This is a genomic window from Streptomyces sp. NPDC054786 (assembly GCF_053611685.1).
Genome location: NZ_JBSHAW010000005.1, coordinates 128,919 through 154,168 on the forward strand (window position 1 = coordinate 128,919; position 25,250 = coordinate 154,168).

Sequence of the window (25,250 nt, forward strand, 5' to 3'; positions counted from 1 at the left end):
TTCACGACCGGCGATCCAGCAGGCACCGACTGTTCGACCTCCACAGTCCAGCGATGCGGCTTTCCTTCCCGTTCCGGCGCGGGCCTTTCTGCCCGCCTGCAGGGCGTGAACTCACCGCCCTTTCCTGCCGGATTTCCCCCTCCACCTCGACCCACGGACCCACGTCCCGAGAGGACACAGGACACCCCATGACCAGTACTTCACCTACTTTTCCCCCGTCTCCCCACGTCAGCAGGCAGCCCGCCAAGGCCGCTTCTGCTTCTCCTTCCGCCTCCAGCCCCTTTCCCCAGCGCGCTGTCGCGGCCTCGGAGAACCCCGCCGTATCGGCATCCGGGGTCCTGGATATCGCGAACGGCCGGCAGGAAGGAGGTTTTCTTCGAGCGGAGGGCTGCCTTGCCTCGTCCGGCGATGTCCGGGTGCCCGCTGCACTGATCCGTAAAGCGGGCCTGCGCAAGGGCGATTTCGTCGTAGGAACGTGCACGCGGCCGCGGTCGCTCGCCCAGGTCGAGTCGGTCAACGGACGAAGCCCGGATGCGGTGCGCGGGCGACCGCATTTCCGTGACCTCACGCCGCTGCATCCGCAACACCGTATGCGCCTGGAAAGTGCGGCCGGCGGGCCGGCGCCGCGCATCGTCGATCTGATCGCACCGGTCGGTAAAGGCCAGCGGGGGCTGATCGTGGCACCCCCGAAGACGGGCAAGACGGTGCTGCTGCAACAACTCGCCGCCGCAGTCGCCGAGAACCACCCCGCATCCCGGCTGATGGTGGTGCTGATCGACGAACGGCCCGAAGAAGTGACCGACATGCGCCGTTCGGTACGCGGAGAGGTGCTCGCCTCGACGTTCGACCGGCCGGCGAAGGAGCACATCGCCCTCGCCGAACTCGCCGTGGAACGCGCCAAACGACTCGTCGAGCTCGGACAGGACGTCGTCATCCTCTTCGACTCCCTCACCCGCCTGTGCCGGGCGCACAACAACGCCGCCACGTCGGGCGGCCGCACCCTGAGCGGAGGCGTCGACGCCGGCGCGCTGCTCGGCCCCAAGAGGCTGTTCGGCGCGGCGCGGCACGCAGAGGAAGGCGGCTCGCTGACCATCCTTGCCACGGCCCTGGTGGAGACCGGATCCCGGGCCGACGATTACTTCTTCGAGGAATTGAAGAGCACCGGCAATATGGAACTCCGTCTGGACCGTGAACTCGCGGGCAGGCGGCTCTATCCAGCGGTCAATATCACCGCCTCGGGCACCCGCCGCGAGGAACTGCTGCTCCCGCAAGCGGAGTTGGCGGCCATCCGCCGACTGCGTCGCGCCCTCCGGACCGGGGACGGTCAGACCAGCATGGAGTCCCTGCTCGACAAGGTCCGGCGCACGCCCGACAACGCGACGTTTCTGCGGCAGGTGCAGCAAACCGCCCCGGGCGGATGACCGACACGAACTCCGGTCAGTAGTAACCCTTTTCACCGTCGAGAAGCTCCCGGACGGCATCCATATGGCCTGCGTGCCGGGCGGTTTCCTCGATCATGTGGAACATCATCCACCGTAGGCTCGCGGCAGCAACCCGGAAGTCGGGGTGTTTGCCCACGTCATCGAGCGAATGGGCAGCGATGATCTCGTTCGACACCGCACATTGCCGTTCGTAGTCGGCAAGGAGCTGGGGGAGCGGGGTCCCGTCGACCATCATGTCGGCATCCTCGGGCCCGTCGTCGAACTGCGGCCCCACGGCCGGTCGGCCGAGAAGCACGACCTCGAACCAGGTGTGTTCGACCCAACGCAGGTGGGAGACGAGCCCCGCCATCGACATCTGGGGTGAGCTCGGCAGGACGGAGCGGTGGGTGTCGGCGTCCGACAGCCCCTCGCATTTCCAGTGAATGATCGCGCGCTGCATATCGAGCCACCCGATGAGCTGGGTCCGCTCGTCGGCGTCGAAGGGAGGACGAATACGAGAAGGCGGCATGAGCGCAGAGGCTAAGGGCTGTCCCGTAATCCCTGGCGGGCGCACGACGACAGCTACGGCACCTCGCCGCGTTGTCGGAACATCCGGATACGCCCAGTATCCGGACGTCCCTCCGCCTTGCGATGCACCGCATCTGACGCCGTGCGCTGATCCGCCAGGGATTACGGGACAGCCCTTAGCCCGGCCGACGACGCCGCGCACGGGATTTTTCGTGGTGAAGTGGCCCCCGGCGACCGCATTCGGGGGCCACTTCGGGCCGACGCGCGCCGGGCGACGGATATACCGCTCCGCACGACCGCGCGCCGAACGGGCGTCAGTCGCTCATACAGGGGTTACCGAAGGTGGGGTTGAGCAGCCCGATGATGCTGATGGTATTGCCACAGACGTTGACCGGAATGTGGATGGGGGCCTGGATGGTGTTGCCGGACACGATGCCGGGTGAGTTGAGGGATGCCGCCTGGGCGCCGCTGTCGGCGGTGGCGATACCTGCACCGCCGAGGACGACGGCGCAGGCACCCGCGGTCGCGAGGGCACTCTTGATCCGGTGAGCCATCGATCGGTCTCCTTAACTGGTGGAGGAACTGCGGCACATGGCGCTGAAGGCCCCCGTAGGGCGCTGTGCACCACGGCTGTGCGCCGCCCGTACGTGGCTGTCGTTCCCCACCGGCACCCGCTCCAGCGGCACAGGACGCGAAGAGCAGACTTTTAGGTGATATGGCTGTCTGTGTTGACTGCCGTGCCGCTGCCTGACGAAGCGGGGGCCGCCGGCAGGACATGAGCGCCGGTCTTGTCGGTGCTCAGGCACAGCGAGCAGATCACCGCGGCGTGCCGGTGGCAGGCGGCGAGGTCCGGACGCTCGAACTCCTGTTGGCAGACATGGCACTCGTACGGGGCCGAACTGGGGTTGCCGTCCGGGTCCAGCAGCGGAGCGTCGATCCCGTCGCTGGTGCGCCGCAGGTAGAACCGGCCCTTGGTCAGAATGGCCATCAGGGGCGTGAGGACGAAGGCGATCACTGCCGCAGCGACCGGTGAGTACGGCTGGAGCGTGTCACCCAGAGCGTGGAAGTACAGGGCGATCGACAGACCGGATGCGGCGGTGAAGGCCACCACTCCGACGGGGTTGACCGCATGGAGCATGCCGCGGCGGAACTCGGGGGCCTGCGGGGAGAGTTTCAGCAGGTACTTGTTGACGATGATGTCGGTGGCGACGGTGACGATCCAGGCGATGGCGCAATTGGAGTAGAACCCCAGGATGCTGTTGAGGAAGCTGAACATGTCCGCTTCCATCAGGATCAGCGCGAAGGCCAGATTGGCGAGCACGAACACCATCCGGCCCGGGTAGCGCTTGGTGACGCGCGTGAACGAGTTCGTCCATGCCAGCGAACCGGAGTAGGCATTGGTCACGTTGATCTTGATCTGGCTGATCACGACCAGCACCACGGCCAGCGGGATGACCAGCCACGACGGCATCATGGCCGCAAAGGCGCCGGTGAACTGCTGGATGGGCTCGGTGGCGGAGGCCGCGCCCACCTCGGAGAGGATGTAGACGGCCAGGAAGACACCGATGGCCTGCTTGAGTGCGCCGAGCACGACCCATCCGGGTCCGGCCATCACGACGGCCGTCCACCAAGTGCGCCGGTTCTGCTCGGTCTTGGGCGGCATGAAGCGCAGATAGTCGACCTGCTCGCCGATCTGCGCGATCAGCGACAGACAGACGCCCGCGCCCAGCAGCACCGACGCGGAGTTGATCCCGCCGTCGCCGTCGGAGCCCCGGTACGAGAGGAAGGTGTGCACCGTGCCGGGGTCCGTGGTGATCAGATAGAGCAGCGGCCCCACCATCAGCAGCAGCCAGATCGGGGTCGTCCAGACCTGAAGCTTGCTGAGCGCCTTCATCCCGTAGATGACCAACGGGATGACCATGAAGGTGGAGATCACATAGCCCAGCCACAGGGGCAGACCGAAGCCCAGCTTCAGGCCTTGCGCCATGATCGAGCCTTCGAGGGCGAAGAAGATGAAGGTGAAGCTGGCGAAGATGACGCTCGTCAGGACCGAACCGTAGTAGCCGAAGCCCGAGCCCCGGGTGATCAGGTCGAGGTCGATGTTGTAGCGCGCCCCGTAGTAGGCGAGGGGGAAGCCGGTGATGAAGATGACCACCGCGGCGACGAGGATCGCGGCCAAGGCGTTCCCGGTGCCATGGGTGAGCCCGATGCCCGCACCGATCGAGAAGTCGGCCATGTACGCGATGCCGCCCAGCGCGGTGGTCGCCACGACCATCGGCGTCCAGCGGCGGTAGCTGCGCGGGGCGAACCGGAGGGTGTAGTCCTCCAGGGTCTCGTCGGCCGCTTTGTCGACCGGCGCCTCGGTGGGTGGGGGCCGATGACTGCTGTCGGGGGCGGTCAGTTGTGGCTCGACGCTCATGCCGGACCTCCTGAGGGGGCGGTGGGAATGCGACGCGATGTGCCACGCCCACGGCAGGGGAGACCGTGTGGCGCGCGACAGCGTTGGCGAGGCGGGAGTGCGGTGCTGCGCAGGGGGAGCGGACCCGGACGGTGTGCTGCCGGACCGTCGGGTCAGGACGTGCCGCTGTGCGGCTCGACGGCCGAGGCCGTTGCCGGGGGCAGCCCCCGGCGACGGTGGCCGTGAGGCGCATGTGCCGGGGGGCGCAGTGAGGTGGCGGACTGCGTATCCGGTCCTGTGTCCATGGCGGGGACCTTAGGGAGCGCGTGTTTCCCGCAACGTCTTCGCAGATGAAGCGGACGTTTCCGCGGCGGCGCGAAGCCGGGCAGGCACCGCGGCGGACGGCCCCCCGCCGGCCGGCTGCCGCGCTCTCGCGCACACCGGTCCCGGCGGTGCGCTGCCGTCAGCGGTGTGGGGTGCTGCCGGGTTTCTCCGGGGGAGGGACCATGGCGCCATGAGAGGCATGTCCTCGCGGCTCGTGCCGTGGAGGGGGTAGACATGAGGAGGCTGCCGACGGCGGAGCGGCCCGGCACCGCAAGGGGTGTGCCTGGCGTGGCCCGGCCGGCCCCACCCGCCCCGTCCATCCCCCTTACTCACCCCGCAGGAGTCACCATGACAGCGGACCGACACGGGCACCCGATGAGCGATACCGGCGCCGAGGCCCTCGGCCATTACGAACAGGCGCTGGACGACTTGCTGTTCTTCCGGCCCCGGATCGCGGAGACGTCGCAGGCGGTACTGGCCGCCTCGCCGCGGTCGGTGATGGGGCAGACGCTGGCCGCCTATCTGGGGGTGCTGGGCACCGAGGAGAAGGACGCAGCCGCGGCCCGGGACCGCTTCGTCCGCTTCCGCTCCGGCCTGGACACCGAGCGGCTGACGCCCCGGGAACGTATGCATGTTGCCGCCGCAACGGCATGGCTGGACGGTGACCTTCACGGTGCCGGCCGCACCCTCGGTGACCTCACCGTCGCCTTCCCGCGCGATGTGCTGGCACTGTTCGCGGGTCACCAGCGCGACTTCCTCACCGGCGACGCCCAGCGCCTCCGGGACCGGGTCGGCGGAGCACTGGATGTCTGGGACGAGGACGACCCCCACCACGGGCCACTGCTCGGCATGTATGCGTTTGGCCTGGAGGAGTCGGGCCATTACGAACGGGCGGAGGAGGTCGGGCTGGCGGCCCTTGCGCAGCATCCGGGCGACGTGTGGGGCATCCATGGCGTGGTGCACACCTACGAGATGCGGGGACGCTTCACGGACGGGATCCGCTTTCTCGACGCCCGTACGGACGACTGGGCCCAGGGCAGCTTGCTCACCGTCCACAACTGGTGGCACTACGCCCTCTACACGCTGGAGCTCGGTGACACCGCCCGGGTCCTGGAGATCTACGACTCCGCGCTCCACCACGACGCCTCGGCCGGTGTCGCGATGGAACTGCTGGACGCCGCGGCCCTGTTGTGGCGGCTGTACCTGGCGCAGGACGAACAGAGTGCACGCTGGGCCCGGCTCGCCGACGCCTGGGAGAGCCGCCAGGACGGCCCGCACTATGCCTTCAACGACGCACACGCCGTCATGGCCTATGTGGGAGCAGGCCGCTTCGCCCAGGCGCGGCGCCTCGTCCAGGACCGGGAAAACTGGGTGGCGGCGGAGTCCGGCGGGTCCAACCGCGCCATGACGGCCGAGGTCGGACTGCCCGTCTGCCGCGCACTGATCGCCTACGGGCAGCAGGAATACGGCCGGGCCGTCGATCAGCTGCTGCCCGTCCGCCACCGTCTGAACACCTTCGGCGGCAGTCACGCCCAGCGGGACGCGATCCAGCGCACCCTCGTCGAAGCATCCCTCCGGGCCGGCCGCGCCGACCTGGCGCGGACCCTGCTCAGCGAACGTATCCACCTGCGCCCGGTCTGCCCGTACAACTGGTCGGCCAAGGCCCGGCTGGAGGAACAGCTAGGCGACCCGGCGCGGGCGGCGGCCGCCCGTGCCCGCGCCGTCGCGCAGGCATCGGGGTGAGTGGTTCCGCGAGGTCAGTGACGTTCTGCGGGCAGGCCCGCGTCATCGACGGCCGGCGGGACGTCAGGCGCCGTGAACTCCGGGTCGGGTTCGAGGAATCGGATGGCGACGGCGGTGGCGAGATGCAGGGCGGCGAACATCACGCTGAGCAGGCGCAGCCAGGCCGAGGTGCTGAAGCCGACCGTCTCGGTGAAGAAGAACGGCAGACAGACCAGGAAACCGAACTGGGAACCGGTGCTGAAGACGCGCACCGCGGCTCCGATGGCCACGCGTGGGCGGCGCCGCATGATCGAGACACTGCCCGCCAGTGTCGCGAGCGGACGCCCGCGCATCGGGAGTGGCCGCGGACGGCCGGCGGAGGGCCGGTGGCCGGTGTCCGCGCCGTTCGAGGGCGAGCGGGGCTGCTCATGGACTCTCCAAGCGGGTTGATCTTGATCGGGTGAGCAAAGGGGTGGGGCGCACCGACGCATGCGTACGTGCGGAGAGGGTGAGCCGACGCAAGTCTTCTCATATTTTGTGCGAAGTCAAGACTCCTCTGATAAAAAAAGAGGCGGTACCGTGCCGAACCCAAGGGGCGCGCACCGGCCCGGAGCCGGCTCGCGCAACGCCCCCGCCCCACCCCCGCACCCCGAGGGAGCCGTGAGCCCGCCATGACCGCCACATCCGGGATTCCCGCCACCATGCGTGCCGCCGTACTGCACGGACCCGAGCAGCTGAGCATCGAGGAACGCCCCGTTCCCGCCCCCGGTCCGGGTGAGGTCCTGATCCGTGTCGAGGCGGTCGGGACCTGCGGCTCGGATGTGCACTACTTCCGGCACGGGCGCATCGGTGACTTCGTCGTACGCGAGCCACTCGTGCTGGGGCACGAGGCCGCCGGCACGGTGGTCGCCTGTGGCCCGGGCGCCGACGCACGCCGGATGGGGCGGCGGGTGTCCATCGAGCCCGGCACGCCCTGCGGCAGCTGCGCGGAATGCCGACCGGGCCGCTACAACCTGTGCCCGGACATGCGCTTCCTCGCCACACCGCCGGTCGACGGTGCCTTCTGCGAATACCTGGCCGTGCGCGAGGACTTCGCCCACGAGGTGCCCGCATCCCTCACCGTCGAGGAGGCCGCCCTGCTGGAACCGCTGTCCGTGGCGGTCTGGGCCTGCCGCAAGGCCCGCGTCGCCCCCGGCGACCGCGTGCTGATCACCGGCGCCGGGCCCATCGGCCTGGTCGCCGCCCAGACCGCACGGGCCTTCGGCGCGCGCGACGTACTGGTCACCGACGTGCTCCCGCACCGCCTCGACCTCGCCAGGGCCACCGGCGCCACCGCCGTCGACGTCTCCCGCACTCCGCTGCCCGAGGCGGAGTACACCCCCACCGTCCTCCTGGAGTGCTCCGGCGTGCCCGCCGTGAGCAGCGAGGCGATCCGCACCGTCGGCCGGGCCGGACGGGTGGTGCTCATCGGTATGGGCGGCGCCGAGGTGCCGCTGCCCGTGAGCCGGGTGCAGAACTACGAACTGGAGCTGACCGGTACCTTCCGCTACGCCCATACCTGGCCCACCGCAACGGCCCTGGTGGAGTCGGGAAGGGTCCGGCTCGACTCCCTCGTCTCGCACGGTTACGGTCTTGCCGAGGCCGAGAGCGCACTGACCGTCGCCACCCATGACGCGACCGCTGTGAAGGCTGTCATCTACCCGCAGCGGTAGGCGCGCTGCCGCTGTCCGACCGGAAAGGGGCGGCCCCGATGGCTTCCACACGGTCGTCGCCGGCCGAGGTCGACCGGCGACGGCGGGACGTACTGGCCCATGTCGTCGAGCACGGAGAAGTGCGCATCGACGAACTGGCCGGACACTTCGGGGTCAGCCTCGCGACCATGCACCGCGATCTGGACCAGCTCGCCGAACGCCGGCTGCTGCGCAAGGAGCGCGGCCGGGCCGCGCCGTTCCCGACCCTCACCATGGAGACCGCCACCCGCTTCCGCATCGGCGTGAACCTCTCGGTGAAGGAGGCGCTGTGCGCCGCCGTTGCCGACGAGATCCGGCCCGGCAGCACCGTCGTGCTGGACGACTCGACCACGGTCTTCCCGCTCGCGGCCCGCATCGCGCGAACCGAGGCGGTCTCCGTGGTCACCAACTCCCTCGGTGTGGCCCGGCTGTTCGATGAGACACCGGGCGTCGACGTCACCCTCCTCGGCGGCCGCTACCGAGGCGAGTTCGGCTCCTGCGTCGGCCCCGAGGTGCTCCGCGCCCTCGGCCGTCTCCACGCCGACCTCGCGGTGATGTCCGCGGTGTCCGTGCTCGGCGGCCGGCTCTTCCATCCCCTACGCGACTACGCCGAGGTCAAGGAAGCCATGCTGGACTGCGCACAGCGGTCGCTGCTGCTGGTGGACCACACCAAGTTCGGCAAGACCGCCACACATGCCTACAGCGACATCGCCCGCTACGACCGGGTCGTCACCGACCGCGGCGCACCGTCCGGGGAGCTCGCCGAACTGCGCCGCAGAGGCATCACCGTGGACGTGGCCGACGCCTGAGGGCACCGCGGCGCCGTACTGCCGGTGCGTGCGGGGGCGGCCCCTGCGCTCACTTCGGCGCAGACCACGGCAACTCCGGTCACGGGGCGAGCGGCCTGTCAGCATGCGTCGCCGCCCCGACTGCGCCGCCTCATCGACCGGTAGGGAGGCGCCGACTGATCAACAAGCTTCGATTTCGCGACAACTTGGCCCTGTCGGCGGCCAAAAGCCGTCCGACGGACAACGCCCCCGCAACTCCGACCGTCCTACTGCGCGCACCTGTATGCACTCTTCTCTGGAGGTTATTCATGCGACGGTTGGGGACAATGGCCGCGGCGCTCGTGCTGGCGGGCGCCGGGGTGGCGGGCGCGGCCGGAGTGGCCGGTGCCGCGACCGGCCCGGCGGGCAAGGCCCCCGCGGCCTGCTCGACCGCCTGGGGCAGTGCCGGCAAGTCGGCGACGGACGCGAACACCAAGCCATTGAAGAACATCAGGACCAGCCACACCACCTGCTACGACCGGATGGTCTTCGACATCGGCGGCGCGACCGGCAAGCTCGGCTACCACGTCGGGTACGTCGATGCGTTCCATCAGGACGGCTCGGGCGAGCGGATACCCGTCAAGGGTGGCGCCATCCTGCAGATTTATGTGTCCGCGCCCAGCCACGACCCGGCAACCGGCAAGCAGACCTACGCCGGAACGGCCGGCAAGCCGCTGCCGGGGGTGAACCTCACCGGATACCAGACGTTCAAGGACACCAGGTTCGGGGCGAGCTTCGAGGGGCAGACCCAGGTCGGCCTGGGACTGCGCGCCAAGCTGCCGTTCCGGGTACTCCAGTCCGGTCATGAGCTGATCGTGGACGTCGCCCACACGTGGTGACCCGCCGCATCGCCGAGGACCGCCCGCCCGGCTCTGCGGAAAGGGCGAGGCGACCCGCCTGACTCTCGGGTAAAAGCTCCGGCGGCACACAGAAAAATACCCCGGTCCGAATTGACGGCCGGGGTATTTCTCTGTGTATATTGAGGGCTTCTGTGTCTTCACCGATACGGGAAGTAAGCCCAACTTCATTCCGAACTGTATCCGAGCGGAGCTGAATTGTCAAACGAGGAATTGCGGCACGAGCAGGAATTCATTGATCTGCTCTATGAACGCCTCGCCGAACTTCGGGCCGGTGCCGAGACAGCGGTAAATGAAGCCCTGCCGCAGGGCGGGAACAATGCCCAGGCGCGGCTGGAGCGGGATGTCCTGGTGGCCGAGCACTCGGGCCTGCTGGCCGCGTTCGACGCCGGCGAGAACGGCCTGTGCTTCGGCCGGCTGGTATTCCGGGACGGCCACGACCACCACATCGGCCGCATCGGAATCCGGCGCGACGACGCGGACCGGACCCCGCTGGTCATCGACTGGCGGGCCGAGGTCGCCCGCCCGTTCTACCTCGCCACCGGGCACACCCCGATGGGGCTGCGCCGCAGGCGCCACCTCACCACGGAGGGCCGGCGGGTCACCGCCCTCCATGACGAGATCCTCGACCTCGCCGACACCGTACGCACCGGGCACGAGAGCGCTGACGCGGACGCCGTATTGCTGTCCGCGCTGGACGCGGCGCGCACCGGACGGATGCACGACATCGTGCAGACCATCCAGGCGGAGCAGGACGCGATCATCCGCGCCCCGCACCACGGCATTCTCGTCGTGGAGGGCGGGCCCGGCACCGGCAAGACCGTGGTCGCGCTGCACCGCGCGGCGTACCTGCTCTATGCGCATCGTGAACTGCTGGCCCGCCGCGCCGTGTTGATCGTCGGTCCCAACCCCGCATTCCTCAGCTATATCGAGGAGGTGCTGCCCTCGCTCGGCGAGACGGGCGTCCTGCTCGCCACGCCCGGTGAGCTCTTCCCGGGCGTGACCGCGACCGGAACCGATACCGCCGAAGCCGCCGCGATCAAGGGCGGTGCGGCGATGGCGGACGCGCTGGCGGAATGCGTACGGGAGCGGCAGACCCTGCCCGACCCCGAGATCATGATCGACCACGAGGACGGCGAGCTGCGGCTCGACGCGGCCATGGCGCACGAGGCGCGACGTTTCGCCCGCGAGACCAAGCTGCCGCACAACCTCGCCCGTCCCCACTTCGCGTTCCGCATCATCGACGCACTCACCGCGCAAGTGGCCGACCGGCTCGGTGCGGACCCCTTCGGCGGGCCGAACTTCCTCGGCCCCGACGACCTCGCCCAGCTCGGCAAGGCGATCGCCACCAGCCCCGAAGTGCACCGCGCCATCGAGGAGTTGTGGCCCGTCCTCACGCCACAGCGGCTGGTCGCCGACTTCCTCGCCGCCCCCGCCCACCTCCCGGACGCCGACGCGGACATGATCCGCCGCGCGGACGGCGACTGGACCCCCGCGGACATTCCCCTGCTGGACGAGGCCGCCGAACTCCTCGGCGAGGACGATTCGGCGGCCCGCGCCGCCGCCGAGGCGGCACGACAGGAGCAGATCGAGTATGCCCACGGCGTGCTCGAACTCTCCTACGGCTCCCGTACCCAGGAGTTCGAGGACCGCGCGGATGACGAGTCGGAGGTGCTGGCCGCGCACGACCTGCTGGACGCGGAACGGCTCGCCGACCGGCACGAGGAGGCCGACCACCGCACCGCCGCCGAACGCGCCGCGGCCGACCGGACCTGGGCGTTCGGCCACATCATCGTGGACGAGGCACAAGAGCTGTCCGCGATGATGTGGCGGTTGCTGATGCGCCGCTGCCCCACCCGCTCGATGACCCTGGTCGGCGACCCGGCACAGACCGCCGAGCCGGGCGGCTGCGGCTCGTGGGAGACCATCCTTGCGCCGTACGCCGGCGACCGCTGGCAGCACGTCAGGCTCGGGGTCAACTACCGCACGCCGAGCGAGATCATGGATGTCGCGGCGCAGGTGCCGAGGGCCACGGACCCCGCCTTCGAACCGCCGCGCTCGATCCGGTCCACCGGCGTGCGCCCATGGGCGCACCGTACCGACGACCTCGCGCGCGCCGTCGCCGAGGCCGTCGCACGGGAGGCCGACGGGGAAGGCCGCCTCGCCGTGATCGCCCCCCATTCCCGCCACGAGGCTCTCTCGGCCGCCCTCCCGGCCGCCTCCGCCGGCGCCTCCCCGGATCTGACCAGCCCGGTGGTACTGATCGACCCACGGCAGGCCAAGGGGCTGGAATTCGACACGGTGATCGTGGTGGAACCGGCGGAACTCGGGGCCAGCGACCTCTACGTCGCGCTCACCCGGGCGACGCAACGGCTCGGCGTCATACATTCGGTGCCCTTGCCGGCGGGACTGGAGACGCTGCCGACGCCGGACGCCGCCCCCGCCGGCCGGTGACCGCACGCTGCCGGGGCGCCGTACGGTGAGATGCGGCGCCCCGGGTGAGCCGCAGTTGACGGGCCGGGCGTGGCCTGCGGACCGCACCGCGACCCGGCCCTACGCTCGCTTCTTGGCCCGCTGCGCTCCGGCGGAGATCCGGTACACCACGATCCGGCGCAGCGGCCCGTCGGGCACGCCGGGATCGTCGAAGTCGTCGGCGGGGTCGCGGGCCATACCGAGGCGGCGCATCACGGCCTGGGAGCGGAGGTTGGTGGCGGTCGTCACCGCAAGGATCTCCGTCAGGCCGAGGGTGGTGAAGCCGAAGTCCAGGGCGGCCTCGGCGGCCTCGGTGGCGTAACCCTGCCCCCAGGCCGACCGCGTCAGCCGCCATCCGGCCTCCACGCCGGTGAAGGGCAGGTCCTCCTCCACCGGATCCAGCCCGGTGAACCCGATGAACTCCCCCGTGGCGCGCACCTCGACCGCCCACCACCCCCAGCCGCGCTCATCGAGATCGGCCTGGAAACGAGCGGCGGACGCCGCGCTCCGCTCAGGCGTCAGGACATCAGGGAAGTGCTGACGGACCTCGGGATCGGCATTCATCGCCGCCCAGGGCGCAAGGTCGGAATGCCGCCACGCACGCAGCAGCAGGCGCTCGGTTCGCAGTTCGGACATCGCGCCAACCTAACCCGCTCAGGTCCGGGAGACGATCGAATAATGCCGTCCCCGTACCAGTGCCGATCCGGACCGGTGCGGAGGAATTTCTCTCGCCATCAGCCCTCGAACCCGGACGTGTCCAGGTCGAGAGCGAGGCGACGACGAGCGCGGTACTCATGATCAAGAACGATACATACGGCGTCAGCCACCCGGCAGGCGCGGACGGCCGGACCCGCCCACGCCCCAACGGCCCCTCCGGACGGCCCGGTTACCGCACCACCGGCGGATGGACTACTTGACCGAACCTGCCATGATCCCCTGCACGAAGTGCCGCTGGAAGGCGAAGAACACGATCAGCGGGACGATCAGGGACAGGAAGGCGCCCGGCGCCAGGACGCCGATGTTGCTGCCGAACTGCCTCATCTGCGACTGGAGTGCCACCGTCAGCGGCTGCGACGCGTTGTCGGCGAAGAGCAGCGCGACCAGCATGTCGTTCCAGACCCACAGGAACTGGAAGATGGCCAGGCTGGCGATGGCGGGGCGGCCCAGCGGCAGCACCAGTTGGGAGAAGATGCGCCACTCCCCGCCGCCGTCCATCCGGGCGGCCTCCAGCATCTCCTTGGGGATCTCCGCGAAGTAGTTGCGCAGCAGGAAGATGGCGAACGGCAGGCCGTAGGCGGTGTGGAAGAGGACCACGCCGGGGATGGAGCCGAACAGCCCGAGTGCACCGAACAGTTTGGCCACCGGCAGCAGCCCGATCTGGACCGGTACCACCAGCATCGCGACCACCACCAGGAAGATCCAGTCCCGGCCGGGGAAGTCCATCCAGGCGAAGGCGTATCCGGCCAGCGCGGCGATCACGACCACGGCGAGGGTGGTGGGCACCGAGATCAGCACGGTGTTCCAGAACGCCTGGACGATGCCCGAGTCCTTCAGCAGCGCCGTGTAGTTGTCCAGCGACAGCTGACCGGGCGCGGTGAGAGCGGTCCACCAGCCGCTGCTCGCGTTCTTCTCCTCCGTACGCAGGGAGGAGAGGAAGAGTCCGGCGGCAGGGGTGAGCCAGACCAGGCCGATGACGAGCAGGAACAGCTGGATCGCGCCGCGGCTGATGCGCTTCGCCGGCCGTGCCGTCGTCCGCCTGCGGTGCGCGGCGGTTCCGGGGACGGTGGTCATGACTGGCTCCTGCGGAAGCGTCGGATGTTGAGGGCCATGGCCGGGACCACCAGGAGCAGCAGCAGGACACCGAGGGCGCTGCCGAGGCCCTGGTTGTTGCCGCCGCCGAAGGAGACCAGCCACATCTGCAGGGCCAGGACATTGGCGTCCTGCTGCACGGGACCGGGGGCGATGATGTAGACGAGGTCGAAGACCTTCATCACATTGATCACCATCGTCACGAACACCACGCCCAGGACCGGCCCGAGCAGCGGAACGGTGATCCTGCGGAAGACCTGCCACTCGTTCGCACCGTCCACCCGGGCGGCCTCCAGGACGTCACGCGGCATGGAGGAGAGTCCCGCGCCGATGAGGACGAGCGCGAAGCCGGTCCAGATCCACATATAGGCGCCGATGATGGCGGGGGTGATGAGGGCCGGGCCGAGCCAGGAGATGCCCTCGTAGGGGGCGGCGAAATCCTTGGCGGGGAGCTGGACGGCGTAGGACCCGGACGCCAGATGGGGCAGGCGGTAGGAGCCGTCCGCCGCGGTGGTGGCCGTGGCCACCACCTTGCCGCGGGAGTCGACCGCCTCGACGGAGAGCTTCGGCAGTCCGCGCTCGGCGCGGTCCACCCTGCCGGGGGCGCCGCCACCGCCGGGGGTGAAGTCGAGGTAGACCACGCCGCGCAGTTCACCGTCGCCGGCCGGGGACGTGGCGGCCTGTGCGGCGGGCCGTGCCTGCGACGGCATGTCCTTGGGCGCGACGCCGACCAGTCCGAGGTTGACGATGTTTCCCGGGCCGGTGCGGTGCGCCGTGCGGTAGGAGCCGTCGTGGCCCTTGGTCAGCCGCTTGTCGCCGAGGCGCGCCTTGGCGGTGGGGAAGGAGGTGGACTCCCCCTCGACCTTGTCGTGGACGCCGACGGTGATCGCGTTGAGGACACCGCGCTGCGGGTCCTGCTCGTAGGCGAGGCGGAAGATGATGCCCGCGGCGAGGAAGGAGATCGCCATGGGCATGAACATCAGCAGCTTGAACGCCGTCTTCCAGCGGATCTTCTCGGTCAGGACGGCGAGGACCAGACCGAGTCCGGTCAGCAGCGCGGGGGCGAAGACGACCCAGATCGCGCTGTTGCGGATGGCCCGCAGCGTGGCGGGGTCCTGGAACATCGCGGAGTAGTTGCCGGCGCCGACAAAGGTGTTGCCCGAGGCGTCGTACAGGCTGCGGACGACCGAGAACACGATGGGGTACGCGACCAGGGCGCCCAGCAGCAACAGCGCGGGAAACAGGAACACCGCGGCGATCCGGCGACGGCGCCGGGCGGCGCGCCGCATGGGGTCGGTTGCTCTGCCGGGCGTGCCGCCCGGGGGGAGGGGCGCGGTGCCGCGCGTGGTGGCGGGCGGCACCGCGGGAGTGGTGACAGGCATGGGTCGGGCCCTTGGTCCTTACTTTCCGTACGCCTTGGCCGCGGCGGCCTCGAGCTTGTGGGCCGTGCCTTCGGGGTCCGAGGGGTCGCGCAGGAAGTCCTGGAGGAGCTTCCACTCGCCGGCGCCCTGGGTGCCGCCGAACGCCGCGGGGGCCTGGTCGGACATGTCGAAGCGCACGGAGTTCCCGGCGCCGGTCAGCGACCGGGCGGCCTTGCGGGCGACCTCGTCGTGGTACGCGTCGGCGGGCACCTTCTTGTTGGGCGAGATATAGCCGCCCGCCTTGGCCCAGACGCCGGCCGCCTCGGGAGTGGCCAGATACTTCACCAGCTCCATCGCGGCCTTCTTGTTCTTCCCGGCCTTGAGCACCACCGCGGCGTCGCCGCCACTGACCACCGGCGCCTTGCCACCGTCGACCGCAGGGAAGGGGAAGAACTTGGCGTCCTTGCCGACCTCCTTGTGGAGTTCATCGGTGACCAGGGCGCTGACGAAGTCACCCTCGTAGACCATGGCCGCCCCCGGCTCCGGGCCGAAGACCTGCTGGACGGACTCGGGGAAGTCGGTGCGCAGGGCGCCCGAACCGCCGCCCGCCACCAGGTTCTTGTCGCTGAACAGCTTGCCGAGCGCGGTGAGCGCCTTGACCACGCTGGGGTCCGTCCACGGGATCTTGTGGGCGGCGAGCTTGTCGTACTTCTCCTGACCGGCCTGGGAGAGGTAGATGTTCTCGAACCAGTCGGTCAGCGGCCAGCCCGCCTCGCCCGCGACGGAGAACGCCGGCACGCCCGAGTCGGACAGCGTACGGCCCGACTTCAGCAGCTCCTGGTATGTCTTCGCGGGGGTGACCCCGGCCTGGCTGAAGGCCTCCGGGCTGTACCAGACGGTCGACTTGTGCGAGGCCTTGAAATACAGGCCGTAGTAGGTCTTGTCGACCGTGCCGTAGTCCTTCCACACCTGCGCGAAGTTCTTCTTGGCCTCGGCGCCGATCTCCGCCGACAGGGGAGCCAGCCAGCCCTTCTTGGCGAACTGCTGGAGCACACCGACCTGGGGGACCATCACCACATCGGGGGCGTTGCCGCCCTCGACCTGGCTGCCGATGACGGTCGAGACGTTGTCGCCGGTGGAGGCGAAGGTGACCTTCGCGCCGGTCTTCTCGGAGAACGCGTCCAGGACCTTCTTGAAGTTCTGCTGTTCCACGCCGGTCCAGACGCCTGCCACGGTCACGTTCTGGCCGTTGAGCTCCTGCTTCTTGCCACCGGCGGACACGGTGCCGCCGCATGCGGTGGCACAGAGCGCCAGACCGAGTACGGCGGAGCCGGACACGGCGGCTCGGATGTGTCGAACTGCGGGTCGTCTCATGGTGGGTTCCCTTCGGAGGACTGACGAGGAGGGGGAGAGGGGGAGAGGGGTGGGGCTATCGGGGGGCGGGAGCGTGCATCCACCAGGCGGTGGTGGAGCCCGGGAGCGTTCCTGCGGGGCAGTCGCCGCTCGCCAGCAGCGGGACACCGGGTACGGGAGCCGGCACCGGCTCGGTGCCGAAGTTGACGGCACAGACCAGACCGTCGCCACGGTCGAAGGCCAGCACCTGGGGCGGGGAATCCAGCCAGCGCAGGGTGCCTTCGCCGAGCTGCGGAAGGCTGCGGCGCAGCTGCAGCCCTTCGCGGTACAGATGCCAGAACGACCGGGTGTCGGCCAGCGCCCGGTCCGTGGCGTGGTCGGCGAACCAGGCGGGCTGCGGCAGCCAGGGCCGCGCCGCGTCGGTACCGGAGGTGAAGCCGAACGGGGAGGCGTGTCCGGACCAGGGCAGCGGCACCCGGCAGCCGTCGCGGATGTGCTCCCGGCTGCCCGTACGGTGGTAGATCGGGTCGGTCAGGACCTCGTCGGGCAGGTCGACGACCTCCGGCAGGCCCAGTTCCTCGCCCTGGTAGATGTACGCGGCGCCGGGCAGCGCCAGCATCAGCAGGGCGGCGGCGCGGGCGCGCGCCGGACCCAACCCTCCGCCGGACGCCTCCTCCAGGCTTCGTCCGGGCGGCGCCACCGGGACGGTTCCCCCATCGCCGGCGCCGGCTTCGGCCGCGTAGCGGGTGACGGTCCGGACCTGGTCGTGGTTGTTGAGCACCCAGGTGACCGTGGAACCGGTGCCCGCGATATCGGTCAGCGCCTCGGAGATGACCCGGCGGAAGGTGCCGACGTCCCAGCGCGCGGTCAGCAGGTGGAAGAAGAACGCCTGGTGCAGCTCGTCGGGCCGGACGTAGGCGGCCTGCTCGCCGGGTGTCCGTACGGAGACCTCGCCGACCAGCAGCCGGTCGCGGCCGTCGCGGGCCGTGTACTCCTCGCACAGCGCGCGCCAGTCGCGCCACACCTGGTGCACCTCGGGCTGGTTCCAGGCCAGCGGGTTGACCGAGTCGCGGGTCCGCTCGTCGGCCGAGGGGTCGGGGGAGTCGGGGAGCTCGGGGTGCTTGAACAGCCCGGCGGCCACGTCGATGCGGAAGCCGTCGACACCGCGGTCCAGCCAGAAGCGCAGCACTTGGTCGAAGTCGGCGGCGACGGCGGGGTTGCGCCAGTTCAGGTCGGGCTGCTCGGGCGTGAACATGTGGAGGTACCACTGGCCCTCGGCGCCTGCCGCCTCCGTGACCCGGGACCAGGCGGGACCGCCGAACATGGCCCGCCAGTTGTTGGGCGGCAGCTCGCCGGCCTCCCCGCGCCCGTCGGCGAAGTGGAACAGTGACCGGGCCGTGCTGCCCGGCCCGTCCTTCAGTGCGGCCCGGAACCACGGGTGCTCGCTGGAGCAGTGGTTGGGGACGATGTCCAGCAGCACCTTCAGGCCCAGCCGGTGGGCGTCGGCCACCAGGCGGTCGAATTCGGCAAGGTCGCCGTATACGGGGTCCACATCGCGGTAGTCCGCGACGTCATAGCCGTGGTCGTGCTGCGGGGAGGGGTAGAAGGGGCTGAGCCAGATGCCGTCCACCCCGAGCTTCTTGAGGTACGGCAACCCCGTGCGGACGCCGGCCAGATCGCCGATGCCGTCGCCGGTGCTGTCGAGGAAGCTGCGGACGTAGACCTGGTAGATCACCGCATCGCGCCACCAGCGCTGTGCCGTGTCCGGGGACCCGGTGGCGGCCGGCGTGAGCGCCGGGGAGGCCGGACCGGGGAGGGAGGGAGAGGGCGCGGAGTCGGCCGAGGGGCCGTTACCTGCCGTGGCTATGAGCATCTGCCGTGATCCCGTTCTTGCATGGGCATGCCGTGCGGCTGCAATCGCTGTTATGCATGCATGTTAAGTAGAGATGTCTTTCGAGTGTCAACGAAAAGGTCGAAACTCGCTGTGAGATGCCCGGATTTATGGAGAATTGAGCGGCCCGCCTGTACTTAACAAGTAAGTAGAGCGGGTGGGATGCGACTGCGGAGAGCGCCGAGGGTCAGCCGCGGCCGACGATGGCCCGCAGCTCCCGTGTCAGCCGCGCGACGGTGGCATCCGTGCTCCGGCGATGGATCAGCGCGTCATGCATGACCGCCTGCACCGCCAGGCTCACCTGGTCGTACTGCGGGCTCTTGAGGCGCGGCTTGGCCGCCAGGACGCCCCGCTTGAGCGTCGGAAGGTACGGGAAGCGGCGCACCAGCTCCGGATCCGAGTACAGATCGGCCCACACCGGTGGCAGTGCGCCCTCGGTGAGCACCCGGCGCTGGACCGACTCGGTCGTCAGATAGGAGATCAGCTCGGTGGCGGTCTTCTGATGCCGCGACTGCGCGTTGACCGCAAGATTCGAGCCGCCCAGCGCGCTGGAGCCCGGCCCGTCAGGACCCGGCAGCGGCACCGCGCCGAACTTCCCCGCCACCTTTGACTGCCGGGCGTTGGCCAGCGCGTACGCATACGGCCAGTTCCGCAGGAACAGCAGCCGGCCGTCCTGGAAGGCCTTGCGGGACTCCTCTTCCTTGTACGCCAGCGCCCGCTGCGGGATCCAGCCCTCGCGCACCCCGTCGAGGAGGAAGGACAGGCCCCGGCGAGCGGCGGGGGAGTCCACCGTCACGCGCGAGCCCTCGCCCGCGAGCACCGTGCCGCCCGCCGACTGAACGGCCTCGCCGACATTGGCGGTCAGCCCCTCGTACGGCAGGAACTGGCCCGCGTAACCGTCCATCCCGTACTTGGGCGCGACCGTCTCCGCCAACCGCTCCAACTCGGCCCAGGTGCGCGGCGGCCGGGCACCTTCCCGGGCGAGCACGTCCTTGCGGTAGTAGAGCAGCCCCGCGTTGGTCACATACGGGACCGCGTAGAGCCGCCCCCGGAAGGTGGCGGTGTCCACCACAGGGGGAAGGAAGTGCTTCAGCGGGAACTGGTCGCCGTTCACGGGCTTGATCCAGCCCGCGGCCGCGAACTCGGACGTCCATGCCACGTCAATGTTCAGCACGTCGAAGCGGTCACTGTGGGAGCGCAGCTCGGTGACCATCTGCGCCCGCACCTCGTCGGCCGCGTCGGGCAGCTCGACCAGCGTCACCTTCTCGCGCGGGTGCCGGTCGTTCCAGCCGTCGAGGACACCCCGCAGATAGCCCGTGAGGTCGCCGCCCGTCACCAGGGTGATCGGGCCCCGCCCCTCCGAGCCGCCGGCCGGCTCCCCGGCCTGCGCACCGGCATGGCCCGCGAACAGCAGCGAGCAGACCAGGAGAGCCCTTCCCGCGGCACGCTTCCACCGCATGGGCTCCTCCTCGTACCAGGCGTCGACGGGACACTGGACCGACAGCCCGCCCCATGTATACCTGTTAGCCATGCGGGATACTAGATGCTGCAGGAAGATACGACGGCGACCCGGCTCACAGTCGGATGAGTTCAGATGACCGTCAACTAGGGCGGGGAGGGAGAGGGAGAGCGTGCGGCTGCCACTCCTGGCGCTGTTGGTCAACGGCCCCGCACACGGCTATGAACTCAAGCAAGCCCTTGAGAACCTCCTGGGCGCGGCATACCCTCAGCCAAATGTCGGCCAGATCTACGTCACCCTGGGCAGGCTGGAGAAGGCGCGCCTGATCGAAGGGGAGGACGTCGAGCAGTCGGACCGCCCGAACAAGCGCATCTACCGGATCACCGAGGCGGGACGCGAAACGGTGGACGCGTGGTTCGAGGAATCCACCGCCGAGCCGCGGGTACGGGACGAATTCTTCATGAAGCTCGCCCTGGCCCCCCACACGGGGGCCGCAGACCAGGTCGCCCTGATCAACAAGCAGCGCCGCCACTACCTCAACACCATGCGTGACCTGTCGAAACTCGCGGCGGGCGAGGACCGGGACAACCGGGTCGCACAGCTGCTGATAGAGGGCGCGATGCTGCATCTGCAGGCGGATCTCGACTGGCTGGAGCGCTGTCAAGAGGAGTTGGAATGAACCGGGACGAGCCGTCCGGCCCGATAGTCCGGGCAGCCGGCCTGGTCAAGACCCACCGGCCGGAGGGCGGCGCCCCCGCCCATGCGGTGCGGGGCGTCGATCTGTGCATCGAGCGCGGCGAGTTCGTCGCCGTCACCGGTCCCTCGGGAGCCGGGAAATCCACACTGCTGCACCTCCTCGGCGGTCTCGACCGGCCCGACAGCGGTTCGCTCTGGCTCGACGGCCGCCAGGTCGACGCCTACAGCGAGGCACGCTGGGCGGAGCTGCGCCGCAACCACATCGGCATCGTCTTCCAGTTCTTCAACCTGGTCTCGAACCTCAGCGTCGCCGACAACGTCGAACTCCCCGCCCTGCTGGCCGGCAGGTCCCCCCGGCAGGCCCGCACCGACCGGGCCGAGCTGCTCGACGAACTGGGCCTGACGGGCAAGGAGAACTGCACACCCGGCGAGCTGTCCGGAGGCGAACAGCAGCGCGTCGCGCTGGCCCGCGCCCTGGTCAACGCCCCCAGCCTGCTGCTCGCCGATGAGCCCGCCGGCAGCCTGGACAGCAAGGGCACCAGGGAGGTGCTGCGGCTGCTCGCCCGCTTCCACCAGCGCGGCCAGACGATCTTGCTCGTTACCCATGACGCCAGGATGGCCAGCGCCGCGGACCGGGTGATCAGCTTCTACGACGGCCAGGTGGCCGACGATGCCCACCTCGGCGGCAGCCGGCACCGCCCCGCGGCCGGTGTGGCCGACGTACTCAAGCTCAAGGGCTGACCCGTGCGAGCAGCGGCACGCTGGACACAGGCGCACCTCAGAGCACACCGACCGGCCGCGGTGCTCATCGTGCTGGCCACCGCAGGGATCACCATCTCGCTGCTGCTGGCCACCGCACTGTTCGCCTATGCGACCGACCCCTGGCAACGGGCCTTCACCCAGTCCTCCGGCGCCCACGTATGGATCCACACCCAAGCCGGCACCGCCGCCGGGTCGCTCGCCGGACTGGACGAGGTGCGAGCCACCTCCGGCCCCTTCCGTACGGTCCGCACCACCGCGAGCCTCCAGCCCGGCGGCGCCAAGGCAACGCTGGAGCTGCGCGGCGTGGCGAAGCGCCCCGCCACCGCCGCCCCCCACATCGTTGCGGGCCGCTGGCTCGACCCGGGCACCGACGCGGGTACCACCAAGGGCATCGTGCTGGACAGCTCGGTGGCCCGTGCGATGTGGGCCAAGCCGGGTGACTCCCTCGTGCTGAGCGGTATCGCGGCACATCTGCGCGTGGTGGGCGTTGCGGACACCGCCGAGGTCTCCTTCCGCGCGGGCGAATCCCCTGGCGTGGCCTGGGTGCTCCCCAAGACCCTCGCCGCCTCCGACGCGGGCCGCGACCAGCGCGGCCGCACCATAGGTCTCCAGCTCACCGACCCCGCGGACACCGACTACGTCGTCCAGCGGGCGGTCACCCTGCTCGGCGCCGATCAGATCACCGATGTCTCCACCTGGCGGCAGGCCAAGGCCGAAGCCGAGGGTGACAACCAGCTTCTGGGACGGCTGCTCGGCCTCTTCGGGCTCGGCGCGCTGCTCGCCGCCGCGCTGGCGGTGGGCGGCGCCATCAGCACCCGGATCCGCGGACATCTGCGGGACATCTCGATCCTCAAGGCCATCGGGTTCACGCCCGGCCAGGTGGTCCGCATGTTCCTCGCCCTCCACCTCGGCTTCGCGCTGCTGGGCGTCGCCCTCGGGGCACTGGTGACCCAGGTGCTCGGCACGCTGGTCCCCGGCCGGATCGGCGAGGCGATGGTCCTCTGGCAGCAGCTTCCCGAGCACGCCTGGCTGTCCTTGGTGATCTCCGGCGGAGTGGTGGTCTTCATCGGCTCGGCGACCTGTCTGACCGCGTGGCGCGCCGGGCGGGTACCGCCGGTGCCCGTCGCCCGCGCCGCCACGGCCACCGGCGGCCGGGTCTCCGGCCTCACCCGGCGGGCGCTCGGCCTCCGGGTCCCACCGGCCCTGGTCCTCGGCTGGCGGGGTGCCTTCCACCGTCCGCTGCGCTCGTCGGCGGCGGTGGCACGGCTGGCGGTCCCGCTGCTGCTCATCACCATCGCGCTGGGCACCTGGACCACCCTGGACCGCTTCACCTCACACCCCGAGAACGTCGGCCTGCCCGCGGCGCTCACCGCGCGTTCCGACACCCTCGGCGACCAGGAGCTACGCCAACTCCTCACCTCCCAGCCACGGATGACCGCCTACCCCGGAGCCGAAGTGCAGGCACTCGTACCGGGGCAAACCGGGACGATCACCCTGCGTGGACTCGGCACGGATGCCAAGCCGTACCCCTTCGCCATCGTGGAAGGCCGTGCCGCCCGCGGTCCCGACGAAGCGATCGCCGGACAGGGCCTGCTGGAACTGCTGGACGCACACGTCGGCGACTGGGTCCGGATGACCGTCGCCGGCCGGCCGCACGTCCTCCACATCGTCGGCCGCAACATCGAAACCGCGGACGGCGGCCGGGTCATCTCCACCACCCTGGACACCCTGCGCGACGACGACACCGCCGGCGCGACGCCTTCTGCGTCTCCTGCACCCCGCCCGGACTTCTACAACCTGGTCCTGCACCACGGTGCCGACCCCACGGTGGCGCGCGACGCCCTGACCAAGGCGTCGGCCGGCCGACTCGAAGTACGCGAGATCCCCAACCCCGCCGACCAGCTGTCGGCGGTCCGTGCCGTCGCCATCGGCCTGATCGCGGTGCTGATCCTGATCGGGCTGGCGGAGCTCGCGACGACGGTCGGTGCCGGCGTACGCGACCGCAGCCGCGACCTGCTCGCGCTCAAGGCCGTCGGGCTCACGCCCCGCCAGATCACCGCCGTCATCGTCTCGGCCACCGCATTCATCACGCTGGCCGCCGGGCTGGCCGGCACGGCGCTGGGCCTCCTCGCCTCCGAGTGGCTCATCAACCTCCAGGGCCGCACCAGCGGCTGGGGGACCGGCATCGCCCAGCGCCCCGCCCCGGCCATCCTGCTGCTGGTCATCGCCATCGCGGTGACGATCGCCGCAGTCGCCTCGGCCCTGCCCGCCGCCCGTGCGGCCCGGCGCCGGCTCGCGGACTCGGCCAGCGATCTGCTGTAGGGCGGGTCATGGGGATCGGCCCCGCCGTGATCCGGAAGGCCCGCGCTCTCCGGGTGTCGTCACACTCCCCGGAGCCTTACGCGCTGAGGTCCCCGACCGGCATCCGGTCGGGGACCTTCATGCGCTCCACAGGGGCTCATGCACTCCGCAGGGGCGGAGGAAAGGAGGCCGGGGAAGTGGCGGCCGGTCCTGGCGCCGGCTAGCCGGCCGTGCCGAAGTCCTGCGTCCAGTAATCGCCGGGCTGTGCGAGGCCGACGCCGATCTCCTTGAACGAGCAGTCAAGGATGTTCCGCTTGTGGCCGGGGCTGGACATCCAGCCCGCCATGACCTCTTCGGGCGTGGAGTAACCGTAGGCCACGTTCTCGCCGTAGGAGCTCCAGTGGTAACCGGCACGTGTGATCCGGTCGTCCGGAGAGGAGCCGTCGGAGCCCGTGTGCGACATGTTCTTATGGTCCGCCATGTCCTTACTGTGATCCTGGGCGGACTTTGTCAGTTTCGCATTCACGGTCAGCGGTGAGCACCCGGCCTTGCTGCGCTCCTTGTTGACGAGTTCCACCACGCGGGCCGCATCGCCGGACGCCGAAGCGGCGGTCTTCGAAGAGCTGGTGGTTTTTGAAGCGCCGGCGGGAGCTGCGGGCTTCTGAGATGTCTTCGCGGCCCACCCGGAGCCCCATTTTGCTTTCGCCTGGCGGTGATCGAAGGACGCATTCTGCCAATGGCCGTGGTGCCGACCCGCCTCGTTCTCGTGACCCAGACAAGCCATGGCGGCAGAGGGCACGCCCACGGCGCCTACGGCCAAGGCAGCGACGGTTATCTGCCGGTAGCGCCGCGTCCTGCGATGTTTCGTCATGCGTGACCTCACTCGGTAATTGCGGAGCGTCCCTGGCGCGGCTGGCTCTGTGCAATTCCCGCGCCTGAGCTGCGGAGACGCCTTGCGGCTCGTCATTCTTGGCGCCGCTGTGCAGACAAGGCAACAAAGTCTGAGTACTACTTCGCTTCGTAGGAGTGGCCGGCCCTTGCCATGAGTGCGGGAGCATGCTGGTCCGGCTCCTGGATCTTTCAGGAATTCCTGTTGTCCCGTCAGAACGCCTTATGCGCCGACTGTGCGAGCAAAGGCACGGAGCGGGCCGAATGCCGCTTATCCCGGTGCGCGGCATTCGTAGGCCAAGACGGACAAATCTCATATGTCGCCGAGGCGTCATCTACTATCCGGCTTAGTTAGTGCCGGGATTCGGTATGACGCATATCACGGGACTCGGGATTCCGTGGCGGGAACCTGGGGGCGCGTATCTGCGTCCAGCAGGGCATTCGTAGATCG

The 25,250-nt window shown here is 69.8% G+C and carries 20 protein-coding genes; 9 read left to right on the plus strand and 11 right to left on the minus strand.

Annotated elements, in window-relative coordinates; translation table 11 throughout:
• The first annotated feature begins 53 nt into the window (after window positions 1-53).
• Window positions 54-1,421 carry a transcription termination factor Rho gene (gene rho, locus ACWGI6_RS06370; RefSeq protein WP_453266419.1) on the plus strand — a complete coding sequence of 456 codons (1,368 nt, stop codon included), beginning with the start codon at window positions 54-56 and terminating at the stop codon, window positions 1,419-1,421.
• Window positions 1,422-1,437: 16 nt separating this feature from the next.
• Here rho and ACWGI6_RS06375 read toward each other — a convergent pair whose 3' ends face one another.
• From ACWGI6_RS06375 to ACWGI6_RS06385, 3 genes are all read right to left on the minus strand, one after another.
• Window positions 1,438-1,950, minus strand: a complete 513-nt coding sequence (locus ACWGI6_RS06375; RefSeq protein ID WP_453266420.1) for a DinB family protein — start codon at window positions 1,948-1,950, stop codon at window positions 1,438-1,440.
• A gap of 313 nt (window positions 1,951-2,263) precedes the next feature.
• Window positions 2,264-2,503, minus strand: a complete 240-nt coding sequence (locus ACWGI6_RS06380; RefSeq protein ID WP_453266421.1) for a chaplin — start codon at window positions 2,501-2,503, stop codon at window positions 2,264-2,266.
• A 152-nt stretch (window positions 2,504-2,655) separates the two neighbouring features.
• The gene (locus ACWGI6_RS06385; protein ID WP_453266422.1) at window positions 2,656-4,368 is read right to left on the minus strand and encodes a purine-cytosine permease family protein; all 1,713 of its coding nucleotides are present in this window, start codon (window positions 4,366-4,368) and stop codon (window positions 2,656-2,658) included.
• Window positions 4,369-5,019: 651 nt separating this feature from the next.
• On the opposite strand from ACWGI6_RS06385, the gene ACWGI6_RS06390 reads away from it, so the two are divergent.
• Window positions 5,020-6,414, plus strand: a complete 1,395-nt coding sequence (locus tag ACWGI6_RS06390; protein WP_453266423.1) for a tetratricopeptide repeat protein — start codon at window positions 5,020-5,022, stop codon at window positions 6,412-6,414.
• Window positions 6,415-6,428: 14 nt separating this feature from the next.
• Here ACWGI6_RS06390 and ACWGI6_RS06395 read toward each other — a convergent pair whose 3' ends face one another.
• Window positions 6,429-6,701 (minus strand): hypothetical protein, encoded by a 273-nt coding sequence (locus tag ACWGI6_RS06395; protein ID WP_453266424.1) that lies wholly within the window; start codon window positions 6,699-6,701, stop codon window positions 6,429-6,431.
• Between the two features lie 363 nt (window positions 6,702-7,064).
• On the opposite strand from ACWGI6_RS06395, the gene ACWGI6_RS06400 reads away from it, so the two are divergent.
• From ACWGI6_RS06400 to ACWGI6_RS06415, 4 genes are all read left to right on the plus strand, one after another.
• Window positions 7,065-8,105, plus strand: a complete 1,041-nt coding sequence (locus tag ACWGI6_RS06400; RefSeq protein WP_453266425.1) for an NAD(P)-dependent alcohol dehydrogenase — start codon at window positions 7,065-7,067, stop codon at window positions 8,103-8,105.
• A gap of 38 nt (window positions 8,106-8,143) precedes the next feature.
• Window positions 8,144-8,932 carry a DeoR/GlpR family DNA-binding transcription regulator gene (locus ACWGI6_RS06405; RefSeq protein WP_453266426.1) on the plus strand — a complete coding sequence of 263 codons (789 nt, stop codon included), beginning with the start codon at window positions 8,144-8,146 and terminating at the stop codon, window positions 8,930-8,932.
• A 287-nt stretch (window positions 8,933-9,219) separates the two neighbouring features.
• Window positions 9,220-9,789 (plus strand): AMIN-like domain-containing (lipo)protein, encoded by a 570-nt coding sequence (locus tag ACWGI6_RS06410; RefSeq protein ID WP_453266427.1) that lies wholly within the window; start codon window positions 9,220-9,222, stop codon window positions 9,787-9,789.
• Window positions 9,790-10,005: 216 nt separating this feature from the next.
• A complete protein-coding gene (locus tag ACWGI6_RS06415) occupies window positions 10,006-12,261 on the plus strand; it encodes a HelD family protein (protein ID WP_453266428.1) in 2,256 nt (751 codons plus the stop codon).
• Window positions 12,262-12,360: 99 nt separating this feature from the next.
• Here the strand turns inward: ACWGI6_RS06415 and ACWGI6_RS06420 are convergent, their stop codons facing one another.
• From ACWGI6_RS06420 to ACWGI6_RS06445, 6 genes are all read right to left on the minus strand, one after another.
• Window positions 12,361-12,915, minus strand: coding sequence for a GNAT family N-acetyltransferase (locus tag ACWGI6_RS06420; RefSeq protein ID WP_453266429.1), 555 nt, complete (start codon window positions 12,913-12,915; stop codon window positions 12,361-12,363).
• Between the two features lie 273 nt (window positions 12,916-13,188).
• A complete protein-coding gene (locus ACWGI6_RS06425) occupies window positions 13,189-14,070 on the minus strand; it encodes a carbohydrate ABC transporter permease (RefSeq protein WP_453266430.1) in 882 nt (293 codons plus the stop codon).
• Window positions 14,067-15,470, minus strand: coding sequence for an ABC transporter permease subunit (locus ACWGI6_RS06430; RefSeq protein ID WP_453266431.1), 1,404 nt, complete (start codon window positions 15,468-15,470; stop codon window positions 14,067-14,069). Before ACWGI6_RS06430 ends, ACWGI6_RS06425 begins: the two co-directional genes overlap by 4 nt.
• An 18-nt stretch (window positions 15,471-15,488) precedes the next feature.
• The gene (locus tag ACWGI6_RS06435; protein ID WP_453266432.1) at window positions 15,489-16,823 is read right to left on the minus strand and encodes an ABC transporter substrate-binding protein; all 1,335 of its coding nucleotides are present in this window, start codon (window positions 16,821-16,823) and stop codon (window positions 15,489-15,491) included.
• A gap of 55 nt (window positions 16,824-16,878) precedes the next feature.
• Window positions 16,879-18,675, minus strand: a complete 1,797-nt coding sequence (locus ACWGI6_RS06440; RefSeq protein ID WP_453266433.1) for a glycoside hydrolase family 13 protein — start codon at window positions 18,673-18,675, stop codon at window positions 16,879-16,881.
• Window positions 18,676-18,880: 205 nt separating this feature from the next.
• Window positions 18,881-20,152, minus strand: coding sequence for an ABC transporter substrate-binding protein (locus ACWGI6_RS06445; RefSeq protein ID WP_453266507.1), 1,272 nt, complete (start codon window positions 20,150-20,152; stop codon window positions 18,881-18,883).
• A gap of 172 nt (window positions 20,153-20,324) precedes the next feature.
• Between ACWGI6_RS06445 and ACWGI6_RS06450 the strand changes: the two genes are divergently transcribed.
• The 3 genes from ACWGI6_RS06450 to ACWGI6_RS06460 are packed head-to-tail and all read left to right on the plus strand — an operon-like array spanning window position 20,325 to window position 23,932.
• The gene (locus ACWGI6_RS06450) at window positions 20,325-20,831 is read left to right on the plus strand and encodes a PadR family transcriptional regulator (protein ID WP_453266434.1); all 507 of its coding nucleotides are present in this window, start codon (window positions 20,325-20,327) and stop codon (window positions 20,829-20,831) included.
• A complete protein-coding gene (locus ACWGI6_RS06455; RefSeq protein ID WP_453266435.1) occupies window positions 20,828-21,589 on the plus strand; it encodes an ABC transporter ATP-binding protein in 762 nt (253 codons plus the stop codon). The genes ACWGI6_RS06450 and ACWGI6_RS06455 overlap by 4 nt, the downstream gene beginning before the upstream one ends.
• Window positions 21,590-21,592: 3 nt before the next feature.
• A complete protein-coding gene (locus tag ACWGI6_RS06460; protein WP_453266436.1) occupies window positions 21,593-23,932 on the plus strand; it encodes an ABC transporter permease in 2,340 nt (779 codons plus the stop codon).
• 199 nt (window positions 23,933-24,131) lie between these two features.
• Here ACWGI6_RS06460 and ACWGI6_RS06465 read toward each other — a convergent pair whose 3' ends face one another.
• Window positions 24,132-24,782: a CAP domain-containing protein gene (locus ACWGI6_RS06465; protein WP_453266437.1), complete on the minus strand. Its 651-nt coding sequence runs from the start codon at window positions 24,780-24,782 to the stop codon at window positions 24,132-24,134.
• Window positions 24,783-25,250: the final 468 nt, after the last annotated feature.